The 17,414-nt window shown below is 72.8% G+C and carries 15 protein-coding genes; 10 read left to right on the top strand and 5 right to left on the bottom strand.

Going from position 1 to position 17,414, the window contains the following annotated elements; genetic code table 11:
• The first annotated feature begins 8 nt into the window (after positions 1-8).
• The 4 genes from ACFVHO_RS04455 (at position 9) to ACFVHO_RS04440 (ending at position 5,485) form a co-directional block, all read left to right on the top strand.
• Positions 9-860, top strand: coding sequence for a helix-turn-helix domain-containing protein (locus tag ACFVHO_RS04455; protein WP_385710005.1), 852 nt, complete (start codon positions 9-11; stop codon positions 858-860).
• Positions 861-876: 16 nt separating this feature from the next.
• Positions 877-1,431 carry a class IV adenylate cyclase gene (cyaB, locus tag ACFVHO_RS04450; RefSeq protein ID WP_385710002.1) on the top strand — a complete coding sequence of 185 codons (555 nt, stop codon included), beginning with the start codon at positions 877-879 and terminating at the stop codon, positions 1,429-1,431.
• 291 nt (positions 1,432-1,722) lie between these two features.
• Positions 1,723-3,666 carry a serine/threonine-protein kinase gene (locus ACFVHO_RS04445; protein ID WP_385710112.1) on the top strand — a complete coding sequence of 648 codons (1,944 nt, stop codon included), beginning with the start codon at positions 1,723-1,725 and terminating at the stop codon, positions 3,664-3,666.
• 217 nt (positions 3,667-3,883) lie between these two features.
• Positions 3,884-5,485, top strand: coding sequence for a substrate-binding domain-containing protein (locus tag ACFVHO_RS04440; protein WP_385710000.1), 1,602 nt, complete (start codon positions 3,884-3,886; stop codon positions 5,483-5,485).
• Here the strand turns inward: ACFVHO_RS04440 and ACFVHO_RS04435 are convergent.
• Positions 5,482-6,765 carry an adenylosuccinate synthase gene (locus ACFVHO_RS04435; protein ID WP_289947933.1) on the bottom strand — a complete coding sequence of 428 codons (1,284 nt, stop codon included), beginning with the start codon at positions 6,763-6,765 and terminating at the stop codon, positions 5,482-5,484. The genes ACFVHO_RS04440 and ACFVHO_RS04435 overlap by 4 nt on opposite strands.
• A gap of 174 nt (positions 6,766-6,939) precedes the next feature.
• Here ACFVHO_RS04435 and ACFVHO_RS04430 point away from each other — a divergent pair, with 174 nt between their 5' ends.
• On the top strand, positions 6,940-7,800 hold the full coding sequence (locus tag ACFVHO_RS04430) for a diacylglycerol kinase (protein WP_385709997.1): 861 nt from the start codon (positions 6,940-6,942) through the stop codon (positions 7,798-7,800).
• Positions 7,801-7,843: 43 nt separating this feature from the next.
• Here ACFVHO_RS04430 and ACFVHO_RS04425 read toward each other — a convergent pair whose 3' ends face one another.
• On the bottom strand, positions 7,844-8,257 hold the full coding sequence (locus ACFVHO_RS04425) for a GbsR/MarR family transcriptional regulator (RefSeq protein ID WP_385710109.1): 414 nt from the start codon (positions 8,255-8,257) through the stop codon (positions 7,844-7,846).
• A gap of 256 nt (positions 8,258-8,513) precedes the next feature.
• Between ACFVHO_RS04425 and ACFVHO_RS04420 the strand changes: the two genes are divergently transcribed.
• Positions 8,514-9,446 (top strand): ATP-binding cassette domain-containing protein, encoded by a 933-nt coding sequence (locus tag ACFVHO_RS04420; RefSeq protein WP_385709994.1) that lies wholly within the window; start codon positions 8,514-8,516, stop codon positions 9,444-9,446.
• Positions 9,443-11,068, top strand: coding sequence for an ABC transporter permease (locus ACFVHO_RS04415; RefSeq protein WP_385709991.1), 1,626 nt, complete (start codon positions 9,443-9,445; stop codon positions 11,066-11,068). Before ACFVHO_RS04420 ends, ACFVHO_RS04415 begins: the two co-directional genes overlap by 4 nt.
• A gap of 22 nt (positions 11,069-11,090) precedes the next feature.
• Here the strand turns inward: ACFVHO_RS04415 and ACFVHO_RS04410 are convergent, their stop codons facing one another.
• The 3 genes from ACFVHO_RS04410 to ACFVHO_RS04400 all read right to left on the bottom strand — a co-directional run bounded on the left by ACFVHO_RS04410 (position 11,091) and on the right by ACFVHO_RS04400 (position 14,479).
• Positions 11,091-12,299, bottom strand: coding sequence for a cytochrome P450 (locus ACFVHO_RS04410; protein WP_385709989.1), 1,209 nt, complete (start codon positions 12,297-12,299; stop codon positions 11,091-11,093).
• Positions 12,300-12,407: 108 nt separating this feature from the next.
• Positions 12,408-13,088 (bottom strand): response regulator, encoded by a 681-nt coding sequence (locus tag ACFVHO_RS04405; RefSeq protein ID WP_385709986.1) that lies wholly within the window; start codon positions 13,086-13,088, stop codon positions 12,408-12,410.
• On the bottom strand, positions 13,088-14,479 hold the full coding sequence (locus ACFVHO_RS04400) for a sensor histidine kinase (RefSeq protein ID WP_385709984.1): 1,392 nt from the start codon (positions 14,477-14,479) through the stop codon (positions 13,088-13,090). Before ACFVHO_RS04400 ends, ACFVHO_RS04405 begins: the two co-directional genes overlap by 1 nt.
• A gap of 132 nt (positions 14,480-14,611) precedes the next feature.
• On the opposite strand from ACFVHO_RS04400, the gene ACFVHO_RS04395 reads away from it, so the two are divergent.
• The 3 genes from ACFVHO_RS04395 (at position 14,612) to kynU (ending at position 17,368) form a co-directional block, all read left to right on the top strand.
• Positions 14,612-15,025 (top strand): DUF3151 domain-containing protein, encoded by a 414-nt coding sequence (locus tag ACFVHO_RS04395; protein WP_385709982.1) that lies wholly within the window; start codon positions 14,612-14,614, stop codon positions 15,023-15,025.
• A gap of 179 nt (positions 15,026-15,204) precedes the next feature.
• On the top strand, positions 15,205-16,080 hold the full coding sequence (locus ACFVHO_RS04390; RefSeq protein WP_385709979.1) for a tryptophan 2,3-dioxygenase family protein: 876 nt from the start codon (positions 15,205-15,207) through the stop codon (positions 16,078-16,080).
• 16 nt (positions 16,081-16,096) lie between these two features.
• On the top strand, positions 16,097-17,368 hold the full coding sequence (gene kynU / locus ACFVHO_RS04385) for a kynureninase (protein ID WP_385709976.1): 1,272 nt from the start codon (positions 16,097-16,099) through the stop codon (positions 17,366-17,368).
• The last annotated feature ends 46 nt before the right edge of the window (positions 17,369-17,414 follow it).

The following is a 17,414-nucleotide window of genomic DNA, read 5'->3' as shown; positions in this document are numbered from 1 at the left end:
GCCGCGCCATGGGGACCGCACTGGAGCCGATCGAACTGCCTGACTGGGCATGGGAACGCGCCGAGGTGCGCCAAGCCCTCAGGGCCCGCGACATAGGCGCCGTGTTCCGCCACGTGCAGCAGTACGCGGGCGCCAGCCAGGCCCGCATCGCGACCGCGACCTGCATGACGCAGGCCCGCGTCTCCGAAATCATCAGTGGGCGCCGGGAAGTACAGCGGCTGGACGTGTACGAGCGGATCGCTGACGGGCTCCACATGCCCGACGACGCCCGGCACCTCCTCGGCCTCGCCGCGGGCCGGGAGCGTCGGACGGGCGGGGCCGCGTTCGAGCTGGCGACGTTCCCGGAAGTGGTGCGCGTGTACGCGGCGCAGAGCTCGGCAGCGGAGGAGATCAAAGAGCGGGCACGTGAAGCCACGGAGTTGGACGTCCTGGCGGTGCGCGGGCTCGGGCTGATCGGCCTGAACGACAGTCTGCTGCGCGCCTGTCTGCCCCGCGAGCGAGGCGGCAACGGGCTCCGCGTCCGGGTCGCTCTCCTCGACCCGGACAGCGAGGCTCTGACGCGCCGTGCGGCGGAGATCGGGGAATCCGCGGAGTCCCTCGCTTCCGGGGTGCGGCTCGCCGAGGCGAGCCTCCGCGAACTGGCGGACGTGGGCGACGTCAGCGTGTGGCAGTACCGGATGCTTCCGACGTGGCGCCTCATCCGCGCCGACGGGACGACGTTCGTCGGCGCGTTCGACGCCGGGTGGGAAGGGCACGAGTCGGCGCTGTACAAGGTGGTGGAGACCCCGCACGGCCCCCTGCACCGAGGGTTTCGGCGGATGTTCGAGGCGGTCGTCGACGGAGCGCGGCGCACGGTCTGACGAGGAGGCGACCCAGGTGATCGAGGCCGAGTTGAAAGCACGCGTGCACGCGCCGGAGCAGGTCGTGCGGCGGTTGGACGAGCGGGCGACAGCGCGGATCGAGGTGTACCGGGACACGTATTACGACCGGGCGGACGGCTCGTTGGAGGAGGCAGGCGAGGAGTTGCGGGTGCGTACCGTGCATGGCGCGGACGGCACGCGCACGGTGCTCACGTACAAGGGCGCGGTGGTCGACGAGGGGTCCGGGTCGAAGCCCGAGCATGAGACGCGGGTCGAGGACGCCGAGCAGGCGCACGCGATCCTGCGAGGGCTCGGGTATGTGGAGCTGATCGCGTTCGAGAAGCGGTGCCGGAACTACGAGTTCGAGGCGTATGGACGGCGGATGCTCGCCACGCTGGTGCGCGTACCGGAGATCGACGGCACCTTCCTGGAGGTCGAGACCCTCGTCGGCGAGGACCATGTGGCCACGGCCCTCGACAACGTCCGTGCGGTGCTCGCCGAGCTCGGCATCGGCGCGGAGGACCTGACATTGGAGACGTACACGGGCGCAGTGGCCGCGCGGCGCGGCTGACCGGGCCCGGGTCGTCGAGGCCTTGCACTCGGCTGCGCAAGGACCGGATACAGGTCCCGCCCCGATGCTGCCATCACCATCACCGGGCCGTCCGCCGTCTCACGGATGTGTCACAGATTCCGTCGACGGACTGCGGAAAAGGCGCGCATGTAGTGGGCTTATAAAGGACTCGGGGGCGTCCCATGGGCCGTACGGACGGTGCGTAGACTCCTCGGTCTGTCGCACGGCGATGTACGCGCGGTCGCCGCACCGCGGTGGCTGGAAAACAGGGGGAGGGCGGTGCCGATGGCCATGGAGAAACTCGGCCCGGGGGATCCGCAGAGGATCGGTGCCTACCGGCTGCTCGCGCGGCTCGGTGCGGGCGGCATGGGGCAGGTGTATCTGGCGCGGTCCGACCGCGGGCGCACCGTCGCGGTCAAGCTCGTCCGTGAGGAGCTCGCCGCGCAGGACGAGTTCCGGGGGCGGTTCCGGCAGGAGGTGGGGGCCGCGCGGCGGGTCGGCGGGGCGTGGACCGCGCCGGTCCTCGACGCCGACACGGAGGCGGACATCCCGTGGGTCGCCACGGGGTACGTCGCCGGGCCCTCGTTGCAGGCCGTCGTCTCGCACGACCACGGGCCGCTGCCCGAGCGGTCCGTGAACATCCTCGCCGCCGGGCTCGCCAACGCCCTCAAGGACATCCACGCGGCCGGGCTCATCCACCGCGACCTGAAGCCGTCGAACGTCCTCGTCACCATCGACGGGCCGCGCGTCATCGACTTCGGGATCGCCCGCGCCCTGGAGACCGTCACGGACGGGGGGCTCACCCGGACCGGGGCGCTCGTCGGGTCGCCCGGGTTCATGGCGCCCGAGCAGGTGCGGGGCGACCGGGTCACCGAGGCCTGCGACATCTTCTGCCTCGGGTCCGTCCTCGCCTACGCGGCCACCGGGGCGTTGCCGTTCGGGACCGCCAACAGCGGTGTGCACGCGCTGATGTTCCGCATCGCGCAGGAGGAACCCGACCTGGAGGCGCTGCCCGAGTCGCTGCGGGACCTGGTCGGGCACTGTCTCGCCAAGGCGCCGGGCGACCGGCCGTCCCTCGACGAGATCCTCGCCCGGACCGGGGCCGAGGACACCCTCTCCGAGGGGAAGTCCCGGGAGCCCTGGCTGCCGGGCGCCCTGGTCGCGCAACTCGGGCGGCACGCCGTGCAGTTGCTGGAGATCGAGGAGCCCGAGGGGGCGGCCCCCGGGGTAGCGGGAGCAGCGGGCGCGGCGGCGGGAGCGGGAGCAGGCGCAGCGGCAGGAGCGGGAGCTGTGCCCGACTCGGACGCCGCCGCCGCGCGAGGCCGCCCCGACCCCGAGGCCCCGCCCTCCACACCCCCGGGCCAGGCCGACCCCGCCTCCCCGTCCGGCCAGGACACCCCGCCCCCGCCCGGCACCCCCGGCCAGGCCCCCGTCAACCACCTCCCCACCATGGTGAGCGGCCTGCCCCCGGCCCCTGCGGCCGCGCCGACACCCACGCCCAACGCCACCCCGACGCCGACCCACTCCCCCGCGTACGCCTATCCGCACCAGGCGCCGGGCTACGGCTACCCGCACCCCCACCCGCAGCAGCCCGCGTACGGCTCCACCCCGCCCTACGGCCCCACCCCGCCGTACGGCCTGACTCCCGGGGAGCCGCAGCGGCGCAGCGGGCGTTCCACCGCGCTGCTCGTCGCCGTGGCGCTGATCGTCGCCCTCGGGGCGGGCGGCACCGTGTACGCGACGATGAAGGGGGACGACGGCGACCCGAAGGCGCGGGGCGGTGGCGACGGCAAGAACCGGGAGAGCAGTGCGCCGGAGACGCCCGGCTCGCCGTCGGAGTCCGACTCCGGGCCGAGCCCTTCGCCGTCCACGTCCGCCGTCTCGGACAAGACGGTGCCGGACAAGTTCATCGGCACCTGGAACGGCACGGTCAGCGGCGACGCCGGGCTCAGCACGCGGCGGCTCACGATTCAGCAGGGCCAGGAGGGCGACACCGTCCTGTCCATGACGGCCGACGGTCCTTTGGAGGGCGGCGGCACCTACCACTGCGTGTTCCAGGGCGAGTTGGAGTCCGCGAGCGAGGACCGGCTGTCCATCGGCCCGACGCGGGTCACCGTGGGCGGCCCCCCGGCGTGCGACCCCGGCAAGCCGACCGTGGTCACGATCCTGCCGAGCGGCGAACTGCACCGCGTCAACACCGACGGCACCCGCGCGCTGACGTACACCAAGGGCTAGTTGACGGCCTGATGTACACCAAGGGCTAGCTGACGGCCCGACGTACATCAAGGGCAGTTGACGGCCTGACGGCGAGGACGGCCCGCAGCAAGCGCCGTCAGGGCAACCCGCCCGCGCAGCAAGCCAGTTGAACCGGTCGCGAACGTCCGGCGACGGAACGGCGAAGTCCCCGGTCCGGGCGTTCCGCGCGCCGGGGGCGCCTCCGTAGCGTGCGGGCGTGGACTGGTTGAGCCCCGAGAACGTCGTCGCCGTATCGACCGCCGCGCTCGGGCTTCTGGCCACGTTGGGTGCCATCTGGTACGAGCGCCGGGTGCCGCGGCGCAAGCGCATCGGCTACCGCGTGCAGATGGACACCGCGATCGGCGACAACGTCCGCACGGGCGGCGCGAACGCGCGGCTCGGTCTGTTCGACGAGACGCCGGAGATGTCCGACGCGACGCTGGTGCTGCTGCGGGTGGAGAACGACGGGTCGCAGTCCATCAGCGACGCCGACTACACCGGGCGGGCCCTGCACGGCCTGACCGCCGTGTTCACCGGCCGCACCGTGCGCGGCCTCGCCGTCACCGCGCAGGCGGGCGCCGACCACCTGATGGAGCACTTCACCCCGGCGGCGGGGCTGCGGTACGACGGCTCGACGCTGTACGTCCCGCGCGTCCCGCTGAACCGGGGCCAGCACTACAAGCTGCTCGTCCTGCTCACCGGCGGCGCCGTCGGCGGCGAGGTCATCGTCTCCGGCGGCCTCCAGGCGGGCGCGGTGAAGCCCAACCGGTCCACCACGCCCGACGAGAAGCCGCCCCTGTTCAGCCGCCCCGCGAAGGTCCTGACCGCCCTGCTCACCGCGTCCGTGGTCACGCTCGCCACGATGATCCTGGCGAGCGAGGACGAGCCGACGCCGATCGAGTGCGCCACGGGCCGGCTGACCGTCGTCGGGTCGACGGCGTTCCGGCCCGTCGCCGAGGAGCTGAAGGAGAAGTACGAGGACGACTGCCCGGGCGCCACGATCGGCGTCAACGCGCACGGCAGCACGGCGGGGATACGCGAACTCGACGCGGAGGGCGCCGAGTCGGCGCGGTCGGCGAAGAAGTCGCCGCCTCTGATCGCCCTGTCCGACGGGCCCAAGTCGGACGGCTATCCGCGGCTCGTGGAGCACCGCGTGGCGGTCTCGGCGTACGCGCTCGTCGTCAACGACGGGGTGCGGCTGCGGAATCTGTCGCTGAAGGACGTGCGGCGGCTCTACCGGGGCGAGATCAGGAACTGGAAGCAGCTCGGCGGGGCCGACCGGGAGGTCGTCCTCGTCAGCCGCGGGTCCAGCTCCGGCACCCGCGACACCCTGCAACGCCGCCTGCTCGGCGGCGACTTCGAGATCAAGGCGTCGTCCAACGACTGCGTGCGCAAGGACGACGGCCGCGCGCCCGTGATCCGCTGCGAACTCGACTCCACCGAGCAGGTGCTCGACGCCGTCGGCCGCATCCCGGGCGCCCTCGGCTACAGCGAGCTGCGCGCCGCCGCGAACCTCAAGGGCCTGCACCGGCTGTCCCTGGACGGCCGGGAGGCGTCCACGGACGACCTCGCGAGAAGCGGCGGCTACCCGTACCGCGAGATCGAGTACGCCTACACCTACGGGCAGCCGCCCGCCGACTCGCTCGCGTCGAGCTTCCTCGCGTACGCGCGCGGCAGCGGCCAGGACGTGATCCGCACCCATGGCCATCTGCCGTGCGCGACACCGGAGGGCCTGCGCGCCTGTGCCGAGCTTCCGGACGAGCCGAACTCCCGGACCAGGCGCGCCGGTCGACCTCTGGATGAACGAGTCGACCGCTAGATGAACGAGTTGATCTCGATCGTCTCGTCGCGGCCCGGGCCCACACCGATCGCCGAGATCGGCGCGCCGGACATCTCCTCCAGGGCCTTCACATAGCCCTGCGCGTTCTTCGGCAGGTCGGCGAAGGTCTTGGCCTTGGTGATGTCCTCGGACCAGCCCGGCAGCGTCTCGTAGATCGGCTTCGCGTGGTGGAAGTCCGTCTGGTTGTACGGGAGTTCCTCGACGCGCTTGCCGTCGATCTCGTACGCGACACAGACCGGGATCTGCTCCCAGCCGGTGAGGACGTCCAGCTTGGTGAGGAAGAAGTCCGTCAGGCCGTTCACGCGGGTCGCGTAGCGGGCGATCGGGGCGTCGAACCAGCCGCAGCGACGGTCGCGTCCGGTGGTGACACCGCGCTCGCCGCCGATGGTGCGCAGCGCCTCGCCGTCCTTGTCGAACAGCTCGGTCGGGAACGGTCCCGCGCCGACCCGCGTGGTGTACGCCTTCAGGATGCCGATGACACGGCTGATCTTCGTCGGGCCCACGCCGGTGCCCGTGCAGGCGCCGCCCGCGGTCGGGTTCGACGAGGTGACGAACGGGTACGTGCCGTGGTCCACGTCCAGGAGCGTGCCCTGGCCGCCCTCGAACAGGACGACCTTGTCCTCGTCGAGCGCGTTGTTGAGGATCAGCGTGGTGTCGGCCACGTACTGCTTGATGTTCTCGCCGTGCTCCAGGAGCTGCTCGACGATCTGCTCGGCCTCGATGGCGCGGCGGTTGAACACCTTCGTCAGGAGCTGGTTCTTCTGCTCCAGGGCCGCTTCGACCTTCTGCTTCAGGATCGACTCGTCGTAGAGGTCCTGGACGCGGATGCCGGTGCGGTTGATCTTGTCGGCGTACGTCGGGCCGATGCCGCGGCCGGTCGTGCCGATCTTCCGCTTGCCGAGGAAGCGCTCGCCGACCTTGTCGACCGTCACGTTGTACGGCGTGATGATGTGCGCGTTACCGCTGATCAGCAGCTTCGACGTGTCGACGCCGCGCTCGTTCAGACCGCTCAGCTCGGAGAGCAGGACCGACGGGTCGACGACGACTCCGTTGCCGATGACCGGGACACAGTCCGGCGAGAGGATCCCGGAAGGGAGGAGATGCAGCGCGTACTTCTGGTCGCCTACGACAACCGTGTGGCCGGCGTTGTTGCCGCCCTGGTAACGCACTACATAGTCCACGGAGCCACCGAGCAGGTCGGTGGCCTTTCCCTTGCCTTCGTCACCCCACTGAGCACCGAGCAGCACGAGTGCGGGCACAGGCGTACACCCCTTCCGGGCGGGGCATGTCCAAGGTCAGGGGCCACAGCGACAGGCCGTCGGCCGCCGGTGTGGGTGTGCCTTGGTTGCCCCGGAATAGACGAAGCCCCTGGCGCAATAGCGCAAGGGGCTCTTGCACAAAGATGCTACCCGAGACCTAAAGAAAGGGCGCACGTGTCGGCTCGCGACCAGCTTCTGGTGGTCATCGACCCGGTCGCCCGGCGCACGGACGGGGAGTCCGTGCGCATCGCCAAGGACGTGCTTGGCGCGGGCGCGGGCGTCAGGGTGTGTCTGCCTGAAAGCCCTGAGGAATTCACGAAAGCGCTGGTCAGACGGGGGGCTCGGCGGCCCGTCGTGGTGGGCGACGATACGGCGCTGCTGCGCGCGGTCGGTGTGCTGCACCGGGAGCGGGCGCTCGCGTCCGCCGTTCTCTCCGTCGTCCCCGTCGGCTCCGCCGCGTCCGCCGTCCGGCTCTCCCGGGGCCTCGGGGTGCCCGCCGGGGCGGTCGCCGCGGCCCGGGCCGTCCTGGACGGGGCGCCCCGGCGGCTGGATCTGCTCGTGGACGACCGGGACGGGGTGGTCCTCGGGGACGTGCTGATCCCGCCCGTGGGTCCCGCGGGGGCCGGGGGCGGCGTGCCGGGGGCCGACGGCCACGGGGAGGCGGGGAGCGGGGAGCGGCATCCGTGGTTGCGGACCTGCCAGTCGCTCGTGCGGACGCTGGCCGTGCGGCCCTCGCGGGTGGTGCCCGGCGGACCCTCGCGGCTGCGGGTCGAGGCCGACGGGGTGACCCTCGTGGACCTCGACCAGCCCGTCGAGGGCGTGTCCGTGCGGCCCGGCGGGGCGGGGTTCGCCCGGGTCGAGGTGCATCCGGCGTCCGTCGGGGCGGAGGTCGCGCCCGTGCGGGCGCGGGCCCGGTCGGTGACGGTGTCGGGGCCGGACTTCCGGTACCGGGCGGACGCGGTGGTCACGGGGCCGGTGCGGAGCCGGACGTGGCACGTGCGGGCGCAGGCCTGGGGGCTTGTTCTGCCTCGGTGAGGTCCCGGCGGAACGCCTGCCCACAGCGGGTCAGGCAGACGCGTCAGCGGGGCGGGCCGAAGAGGGATTCCCTGTGGGTGCGCCAGCGGGTCATCATTCCCGTCAGTTCCGCCTGGACGAACTCGAAGAAGGCGAGGGTCTCCTCCAGGCGGTGACCCGCGGGCGAGTCGGGGCCGAGGCTGGCGATGCCGTCGCGCAGGGCGGTCTCCCAGCGCTTGAGGACGGCGTCCCGGTTGGTCAGCGCCTCGTACCACTGGTTGCTGTGCACCCGGAAGATGTCGCGCCGCGAACCGGGCTCCCGCTCGCGGGCGACCATGTACTGCTGGGTCAGATAGCGCACCGCCCCCGACACGGCCGCCGGGCTCACATGCAGCCGCTCCCCCAGCTCGGCCGACGTGAGCGCGCCGGACTCGGAGGCGAGCAGGGCGGCGAAGACGCGTGCGGGCATGCGCGGCATCCCGGCCCAGACCAGTTGCGCGGCGAACTGCTCGGTGAACCGGGAGGCGGCCGCCAGGTCCTCCGCGCGGTCGCCCGCGGAGCCTTCCGCGCGGTCCTCCGCGAAGCCCTCCGCACGGTCCTCCGCGAGGCCCGCCGCCATGTCCTTCTCGTCCGTGCTCATCCCTGGATCATCTCCCCTGCTCGCCTCGACCCATCCCAAGTTTATACAGTTCCTTAACTTCACAAATTTGTGAAAGTAGCGTACGTTCAAAAACATGACGAAGGCAATCACCGTCTCCGGGCTGCACAAGTCGTTCGGCCGGACACACGCACTGGACGGCCTCGACCTCGACGTCGAGCGCGGCGAGGTCCATGGCTTCCTCGGGCCCAACGGGGCCGGCAAGTCCACCGCCATCCGCGTCCTGCTCGGCCTGCTGCGGGCCGACTCCGGTGCCGCCCAGCTCCTCGGCAAGGACCCCTGGCACGACGCCGTGGAACTGCACCGGCGCCTCGCGTACGTACCGGGCGACGTCACCCTGTGGCGGAACCTCTCCGGCGGCGAAGTCATCGATCTGTACGGCAAGTTGAGAGGCGGCCTGGACCAGGAGCGGCGGGCCGAGCTCATCGAGCGGTTCGAGCTCGACCCGACGAAGAAGGGCCGCGCCTACTCCAAGGGCAACCGCCAGAAGGTCGCCCTGGTCGCCGCGTTCGCGTCGGACGTCGAGCTGCTCATCCTCGACGAGCCGACGTCCGGCCTCGACCCGCTGATGGAAGAGGTCTTCCAGAGCTGCGTGGTCCGTGCGCGCGCCGAGGGCCGTACGGTCCTGCTGTCCTCGCACATCCTCAGCGAGGTGGAGACCCTCTGCGACCGGGTCAGCATCATCCGCAAGGGCGCCACCGTGGAGTCCGGCTCCCTCGCCGACATGCGCCACCTCACCCGCACCAGCGTCCGCGCCGAACTCGCCGCCGCCCCCGACGGGATCGCGCACCTGCCGGGCGTGCACGACCTGGAGGTCGACGGCAACCGCGTCGCCCTCCAGGTCGACACCGACAAGCTGGACGCGGTCCTGCGCACCCTCACCGACTCCGGCATCCGGTCCCTGACCAGCACTCCGCCCACCCTGGAGGAGCTGTTCCTGCGCCACTACCAGGACGACGTGGAGCCGGCGGACGCCGGGCGCGGGACCACGGGGGCGATGTCGCGATGACCGCCCTGACCACCGCGCCGCCCACAGCACCCGCCCGGCGCACCGGCGGCCGCGGCCACCTCGCGGGCACCGGACCGCTGCTGCGCCTGGCACTGCGCCGCGACCGCGTCGTCATCCCGGTGTGGCTCGTCGTCATCACGATGATGGTCCTGAGCATGCCGAACACCCTCAAGGAGGTGTACGGCACGGCGGCCCAGCGCGCCGACCTGATGGAATCCCTCGCCACCAACGCCTCCCTGCGCGCCATCTACGGCCCGGTGTTCGACCAGTCCTTCGGCGGGCTCACGGCATGGCGCGTCGGCACCTTCGCCGGGGTGCTCGCCGCCGTGATGAGCCTCGTCATCGTCGTACGGCACACGCGCGAGGAGGAGGAGACGGGGCGCCAGGAGATGATCTCCTCGGCCATGGTCGGCCGCCGCGCGCCCCTGACGTCGGCGCTGCTCACCGCGCTCGTCGCCAACGCGCTCCTCGGCCTCCTCGTCGCCGCCGGGCTCGCGGGCGAGGGCGGCTCCGGGGCGCTGGCCCTCGGGCTCGGCATCGCCGGGGTGGGCATGGTGTTCGCCACGATGGCGGCGATGGTCGCCCAGTTCACGGAGAGCGCCCGGCTCGCCAAGGGCCTCACCTCGGCGCTGCTCGGCGCGGCGTTCGTGCTGCGCGCGGCGGGCGACTCGGCGACGGCCGACGGCTCCTCGCTGCTCACCTGGCTGTCCCCGGTCGGCTGGCTGGAGAACCTGCGCGCGTTCGGCGCCGAACGGTGGTGGGTGCTGCTGCTGTTCGCGGGCGCCGTCGCCGTCCAGACCGTCGGGGCGTACGAACTCGCCGGGCGCCGCGACGTCGGCATGAGCTTCCTGCCGTCCCGCCCGGGACCCGCGCACGGCCGCCTCGGCACCGCGGGCGCGCTCGCCTGGCGACTCCAGCGCGGCGCCGTCATCGGCTGGAGCCTCGGCTTCCTCGCCGCCGGGGTCGTCTTCGGCGGGATGACGGAGGGCGCCACCGACCTGGTCGGCGACAACGAGAACACCCGCGAGATCTTCGAGCGCATGGGCGGCCAGACCGGCCTCACCGACGCCTTCCTCGCCGCGATCGTCGGCCTCATCGGCATGGTCGGGGCGCTCTACGTCGTCGCCTCGGTCCTGCGGCTGCACGGCGAGGAGACCTCGCAGCGCGCCGAGCCGGTCCTCGCGAACGCGGTGGGCAGGCTGCGCTGGGCGGCGGGCCACCTCGTCGTGGCCTTCGGGGGCGCCGCCCTGATCATGCTGCTCGCGGCCTGCGGGCTCGGCATCGGGTACGGACAGGACTTCGGGCCGATCGTCGGCGCCTGCCTGGTCCAGCTGCCCGCGATCTGGCTGCTCGGCGCCCTCGCGGTGCTGCTGCACGGCCTCTCGCCGCACCTGGCCGTCGGCGCCTGGGGCGTGGCGGGCCTCGCCCTGCTGATCGGCTGGATCGGCCCCGCCCTCGACGTACCGCAGCCGATCATGAACCTGTCGCCGTTCTCGCACCTGCCGAAGCTGCCGGGACAGGACATGGCGTGGACCCCGGTGCTGCTGCTCACGGCGGCCGCGGTGGTCCTCACGGCGGCCGGGCTCGCGGGGCTGCGCCGCCGGGACCTGGCGACCGGCTGAACACGCCCCGCCCCGGAGCCGTTCAGCACTCGACGAGCAGCTCCCCGAGGCCCCGGATCACGAAGCCCGGCTTGCGCACGGGATCCGACGCGAGCCGCAGGTCCGGGGCCAGGCGCAGCAACGCCCCCAGCGAGGCGGCCAGTTCGACGCGGGCGAGCGGTGCGCCGACGCAGTAGTGGATGCCCGCGCTGAAGGAGATGTGCGGGTTGTCGGCGCGGGCCAGGTCCAGGGTGTCGGGGGCGGCGAACGCGGCCGGGTCCCGGTTGGCGGAGCCGAAGAGCAGCGCGACCTCGCTGCCGCGCGGGATGACGGTGTCCCCGACCTCGATGTCGTCGAGCACCCACCGCTCGAAGAGCTGGAGCGGGGTGTCGTAGCGCAGCAGTTCCTCGACGGCCGTGGGCAGCAGCCTCTCCGGTTCGGCGCGCAGGGCGGCGAGCTGGTCGGGATGGCCGAAGAGAACGTGCCACCCGTTCGCCGTGGAATTGACGGTCGCCTCGTGGCCCGCGTTCAGGAGCAGCACGCAGGTCGAGATCATCTCCTGCTCGCTGAGCCTCTCGCCCTCGTCGTGCGCGGCGATGAGGGCGCTGATCAGATCGTCGCCGGGCTCCTTGCGCCGCGCGGCGATCAACTCCCGCAGGTACGCCGAGAACTCCACCGAGGCCCGCACGGCCCGGGCCGCCGTCGCCGCCCCCGGATTCAGCTCGTACATCCCGCAGATGTCCGCCGACCAGGGCCGCAGCGGCCCCCGGTCCGCCTCCGGGATGCCCAGCATCTCGGCGATCACCGCGACGGGCAGCGGCTCGGCGACCCGCGCCACCAGGTCCCCGCCCCCGTCCGCCACGAGCCCCCGCACCAACTCGTCCGCGAGACCCTCGACGTACGGGCGCAGCCGCTCCACCGTGCGCGGTGTGAACGCCTTCGCCACCAGGCGGCGGACGCGGGTGTGCGCCGGGGCCTCCAGGTCGAGCATGCCGTGGTCGTTGAGGACGTGGAACGGCTCGTGCTCGGGCGGAGGCGCCTGGCGGCCGAACTCCTCGTGGCTGTACCGGTGCAGATACGTGCGGCCGAGGCGGCGGTCGCGCAGAAGGGCGGCGACGTCCGCGTGGCGCGGGATCAGGTACTGGCGGCTGGGTTCGTAGTAGTGCGCGCGGCTCCGGGCGCGCAGGGTGGCGTACGCGGGGTAGGGGTCCGCCACGAACTCGGGCGACCAGGGGTCGAAGGGGGCGTCCATGCGGGGACGCTAGCCGCGCGCACCCCGCCTGACCAGACCGGCGCACCCCGCCCGACCGGGCCCGCGCGCCCCGCCGACCGGCCCTCTCAGCCCGCCCGACCGGCCCTCTCAGCCCGGCGTCACCAGCCGCGCCTCGTACGCGAACACGGCCGCCTGGGTGCGGTCGCGCAGGCCGAGCTTCACCAGGACCCGGCTGACGTGCGTCTTGATCGTGGACTCGGCGACGACGAGCCGGGCGGCGATCTCCCCGTTCGACAGGCCCTGCGCGATGAGCACCAGGACCTCCGTCTCGCGTTCCGTCAGCTCGCCGTACTGCGCCTGCGCCTGCGCGGACGCCGCGAGCCGCGGGTTGTCCGACAGCTTCGAGAACTCCGTGATCAGGCGGCGCGTCACGCTCGGCGCGAGCAGCGCCTCGCCGGAGGCCACCACCCGTACGCCGTCGGCGAGTTGGCGGGCCGACGCGTCCTTCAGCAGGAAGCCGGACGCGCCCGCGCGCAGCGCCTGGTAGACGTACTCGTCCAGGTCGAACGTCGTCAGGACGAGGACCTTCGTGTCGACGCGGGCGTCCGCGACGATCTCGCGGGTCGCCTCGATGCCGTTCAGCTCCGGCATGCGGATGTCCATCAGGACGACGTCCGGGGCGAGTTCACGGACCCGCTCGACGGCCTCGCGCCCGTTCACCGCCTCACCGGCGACCTCGATGTCCGGCATCGCGTTCAACAGCACGGAGAAGCCCTCGCGGACCATCATCTGGTCGTCGGCGATCAGGACGCGGATGGTGCGGTTCATCAGGCGTGACCTCCGGCGGGCTTGTCCAGGGAGATGGGGCGGGTGACGTCGGGGGACGCGGCCGCCGTCTTCGGGGCATCCCCGGCGTCGGCCGTCCTCGGGGCGTCGGCGGGCACCGGCAGGAACACCGTCACCTCGTACCCCCCGTCCGCCGTCGGCTCCGCCGTCATGTCGCCGTCCAGCATCGAGACGCGCTCCCGCATCCCCGTGATGCCGTGCCCCGCGCCCGGCGAGGGCTTGGCCTGCTCCGTCGGGGGCCCGTTGACGACCCTGAGGCCGAGCCCGCCGAGGACGTAGCCGATCTCCACCCGGGCCGTCGCGCCCGGCGCGTGCCGCAGGCTGTTGCTGAGCGCCTCCTGCACGATGCGGTACGCCGAGAGCTCCACGCCCTGCGGCAGCTCCCGGGCCGCGCCGGTGACGACCTTCTCCACGGCCAGGCCGGTGCCGCGCACGTTGTCGAGCAGCCGGTCGACGTCGGCGAGGGTGGGCTGGGGGGCGTCGGGGGCCTCGTAGTCCTCCGCCCGGACCACGCCGAGGACGCGGCGCAGCTCGGTCAGGGCGATCACCGCGTTCTCGCGGATCGTCGCGAAGGCCTGCTCCAGCTCCGGCGGCGGGTTCTCCACCCGGTACGGGGCGGCCTCCGCCTGGATCGCGACCACCGACATGTGGTGGGCGACCACGTCGTGCAGCTCGCGGGCGATGTTCGTGCGCTCCTCCAGGAGCGTGCGCCGGTCCCGCTCCACGGCGGTGACGGTGCGCTCCGCCACGACCTCGCGGCGGGTGTTGGAGTTCACGGCGATCAGGCTGACCAGGGCGACCGCGACGCCGCTGACCACGGCGAGGGCCCCGCTGTTGGAGGCGTAGTGCGACCCGCCGGCGTCCGCGACGAACGAGTACACGGTCGTGAGGATCCACATCCAGGCCGCCGTGCGGGGGCGGGTGCGGGCCGCGACCACCATCATCACCATCGTGTGCCCCGCGAAGGAGCCCGGCGACCAGGGATAGTCGACACCGCCGCCCACGGCCACGAGGAACGGGGTCACCGCCAGGGACAGCCACCACGCCAGGACCGGGCGCACCAGCGTCAGGGCCACCGTGGTCGCCGGGACCAGCGACGCGAGGACCTCGATCAGGTCGTTGCCGCCGTAGCCTCCGGACATCCCCGCGTACGTGATCATCACCGTGAACGCGGCCATCGCCAGGACCACGCCGTGCGGGAACCACACGGCGAACCTGCGTATCCGCCCCGGCAGCCACTGCACCAGCGCGGCGTCCGGGCTCAGCGGGGGCAGGGGGCGGTAGGCGAAGGCGTCGTGGAAGAGGTCCGTGCGCAGGCCCTGGAGGGCGTTCTGCGCGAGGTGGAACTCCGGGCTGCGCGTTTTCTCGGTCACGCTTCAGACGGTACGGGGCGGGGGGCACCCCGGGCGTCCCCTCCGGGACGGGTTCGGGGAGGTCCGTCGCAGGTACTACGCGGGGGTGGGCCGGGCTCCCTGCCGGGGGCGCCCATGCCGCAGACTTGTCCCATGGCCATTCACGAGAACCTGCTCGGGGGACCGCCCCCGACCCACCTGCCCGACGACCCGGAGCCGCGCGAACTGCTCGCGGGCGGCACCCCGGCCACGGAGGTGGCGGCGAAGTACCCGACGTCGTCCCTCGCCTGGGCCCGCCTCGCCGACGAGGCGTACGAGGCAGGCCGCGTCGTCGAGTCGTACGCGTACGCCCGTACGGGATACCACCGCGGCCTTGACTCCCTGCGCCGCAGCGGCTGGAAGGGCCACGGCCCGGTCCCCTGGGAGCACGAGCCGAACCGCGGCTTCCTGCGCGCCCTGCACGCCCTGGCCCGCGCCGCGGGCTCGATCGGCGAGCAGGCGGAGTACGAGCGCTGCTCGACGTTCCTGCGTGACTCCTCGCCCACGGCGGCGGACACGCTTGGCTAGCGTCCCGGCCCGGCCACCGCACCCCCGGGCCGGGCACGGCCTGCCTGGACACCCGGTGTGACCAGGCAGGTCTTGCCGTTTCCGGGGATGTTGCGGAGGATGCGGGTGGGGACCGGGGCCCCCGTGCCGGTACCGGCAGGGGCGGACCGCTACCCGGAGTACGCATCTAGGAGACAGCGATGTCCCACGAGGCGCACGCGGCGCACGAGTCCCGGCCGCAGTCCGCAGTGACGGACGACGAGAGCCCGGACAGCCCGAACCTCGACTTCGCAGGCACCACCCCTTACGAGGACTACGTCCAGGCGGACGTCCTCACCCACCTCCAGCACCTGCGGTCCGACGACCCCGGCGAGATGGTCTTCCTCGTCACCACTCAGGTGATGGAGCTGTGGTTCACCGTCATCGTCCACGAGTGGGAGACCGCCGCGCACGCCCTGCGCGAGGACGACGTGCCGGTGGCCGTCGCCGCGCTGAAGCGCTCGGTGCGGGAGCTGGAGGCCCTGAACCACTCGTGGAAGCCGCTCGGCCAGCTCACCCCCGCCCAGTTCAACTCCTACCGGGGCGCGCTCGGCGAGGGCTCCGGCTTCCAGTCGGCGATGTACCGGCGCATGGAGTTCCTGCTCGGTGAGAAGTCCGCGTCCATGCTGGTGCCGCACCGGGGCGCGCCGCGCGTCCACGCGGAGCTGGAGAAGGCGCTGCAGGAGCCGAGCCTGTACGACGAGGTGCTGCGGCTCCTCGCCCGCCGCGGGCACCCGATACCGGCCGCCGTCCTCGACCGCGACATCTCCCGCAGGTACGAACCCTCGCCCGAGGTCGAGGCCGTGTGGACGGCCCTGTACGCCGGGGACGAGGGCGCCGAACTCGCCCGGCTCGGCGAGGCGTTGACCGACGTCGGCGAGCTGGTCTGGCGATGGCGCAACGACCACCTGGTCGCCACCCGCCGCGCCATGGGCTCCAAGACCGGCACGGGCGGCTCCGCCGGGGTGGCCTGGCTGGAGAAACGGGCCACGAAGAACGTGTTCCCCGAGCTGTGGACGGCGCGCAGCCATGTCTGAGACACGGAGGTCGGAGATGGCAGAGGTGTCCGAGGTGGCCCCGGAGGCGGAGCGCGCGCGGCTCGTCGGCGCCGCCGCAGCACTGGACGGCAAGGACGAACTGGCCTACAAACGGGCCGAGTTCGTACTTGATGACACTGTTTACCTGGACGGGAACTCACTGGGCGCGCTGCCCCGGGGCGTCGAGGCCCGCGTCGTCGACGTCATCACCCGCGAGTGGGGGCAGATGCGCATCCGCTCCTGGGAGGAGAGCGGCTGGTGGACCGCGCCGGAGCGGATCGGCGACCGGCTCGCCCCGCTGATCGGCGCCGCCCCCGGCCAGGTCGTCGTCGCCGACTCGACGAGCGTCAACATCTTCAAGGCCCTCGTGGCGGCCGTGCGCATCGTGCGTCAGCGGGACGGGGACGCGACCACCCCGGATGAGGGGCGCGACGAACTCCTCGTTGACGCCACAACCTTCCCCACGGACGGGTACATCGCCGCGTCCGCCGCCCGCCTCACCGGCTGCCGCCTGGTCCCGGTGGCCCCGGCGGACGTCCCCGGCGCACTCGGTCCGCGTACCGCCGCCGTGCTGCTCAACCACGCCGACTACCAGTCGGGGCGCCTGCACGACCTGCCGGGACTGACCGAGGCCGTGCACGCGGCCGGTGCCCTCGTCGTGTGGGACCTGTGCCACACGGCGGGCGCGCTGCCCATCGCCCTCGACGAGCAGGGCGTGGACCTGGCCGTCGGCTGCACCTACAAGTACCTGAACGGCGGCCCCGGTTCGCCCGCGTACCTGTACGTGCGCCGGGAGCACCAGCCGCACTTCGACTCGCCGCTGCCCGGCTGGAACTCGCACGTCGAGCCCTTCGGGATGCGGTCCGCGTACGAACCGGCGCCCGACGCCGTACGCGGCCGCGTCGGCACCCCCGACATCCTGTCGCTGCTCGCCTTCGACGCCGCGCTCGACGTGTGGGAGGGCGTGTCGATGGCGGCCGTGCGCGCCAAGTCCCTCGCCCTGACGGACTTCTTCCTGGAGTGCGTCGCCGCGTACGTGCCCGCGGGTCGCGTCGAGTCGGTCACGCCCGCGGCGCACGCCGAGCGGGGCAGCCAGATCGCGCTGCGCTGCCCGGACGCCGCCGACGTCATGAAGCGGCTCATCGAGCGGGGCGTGGTCGGCGACTTCCGCGCGCCGGACGTGCTGCGCTTCGGGTTCACGCCGCTGTACGTGTCGTTCGCCGACGCGGAGCGGGCCGCGTGGGTCCTCGCGCGGACGCTGGCGGAGGCGCCCGGGGCGGTGTCGTAGCCCGGGGCGCCCTCCGCGTGCGTACCGTGGGGTCGCTGGATGGGGC

Origin of the sequence: Streptomyces sp. NPDC127108, assembly GCF_042677545.1 — a bacterium.
In the GTDB taxonomy this organism is placed as follows: Bacteria; Actinomycetota; Actinomycetes; order Streptomycetales; family Streptomycetaceae; genus Streptomyces.
This window is presented reverse-complemented; position numbering and strand designations above follow the sequence as displayed.

Excerpts from the sequence above, each read along its gene's own strand:
- ACFVHO_RS04390 (WP_385709979.1), top strand. The coding sequence starts at position 15,205 with ATGTCCCACGAGGCGCACGCGGCGCACGAGTCCCGGCCGCAGTCCGCA.
- ACFVHO_RS04445 (WP_385710112.1), top strand. The coding sequence starts at position 1,723 with ATGGAGAAACTCGGCCCGGGGGATCCGCAGAGGATCGGTGCCTACCGG.
- ACFVHO_RS04420 (WP_385709994.1), top strand. The coding sequence starts at position 8,514 with ATGACGAAGGCAATCACCGTCTCCGGGCTGCACAAGTCGTTCGGCCGG.
- kynU (WP_385709976.1), top strand. The coding sequence starts at position 16,097 with ATGGCAGAGGTGTCCGAGGTGGCCCCGGAGGCGGAGCGCGCGCGGCTC.
- ACFVHO_RS04425 (WP_385710109.1), bottom strand. The coding sequence starts at position 8,257 with ATGCCGCGCATGCCCGCACGCGTCTTCGCCGCCCTGCTCGCCTCCGAG.
- ACFVHO_RS04415 (WP_385709991.1), top strand. The coding sequence starts at position 9,443 with ATGACCGCCCTGACCACCGCGCCGCCCACAGCACCCGCCCGGCGCACC.
- ACFVHO_RS04410 (WP_385709989.1), bottom strand. The coding sequence starts at position 12,299 with ATGGACGCCCCCTTCGACCCCTGGTCGCCCGAGTTCGTGGCGGACCCC.
- ACFVHO_RS04395 (WP_385709982.1), top strand. The coding sequence starts at position 14,612 with ATGGCCATTCACGAGAACCTGCTCGGGGGACCGCCCCCGACCCACCTG.
- ACFVHO_RS04405 (WP_385709986.1), bottom strand. The coding sequence starts at position 13,088 with ATGAACCGCACCATCCGCGTCCTGATCGCCGACGACCAGATGATGGTC.
- ACFVHO_RS04455 (WP_385710005.1), top strand. The coding sequence starts at position 9 with ATGGGGACCGCACTGGAGCCGATCGAACTGCCTGACTGGGCATGGGAA.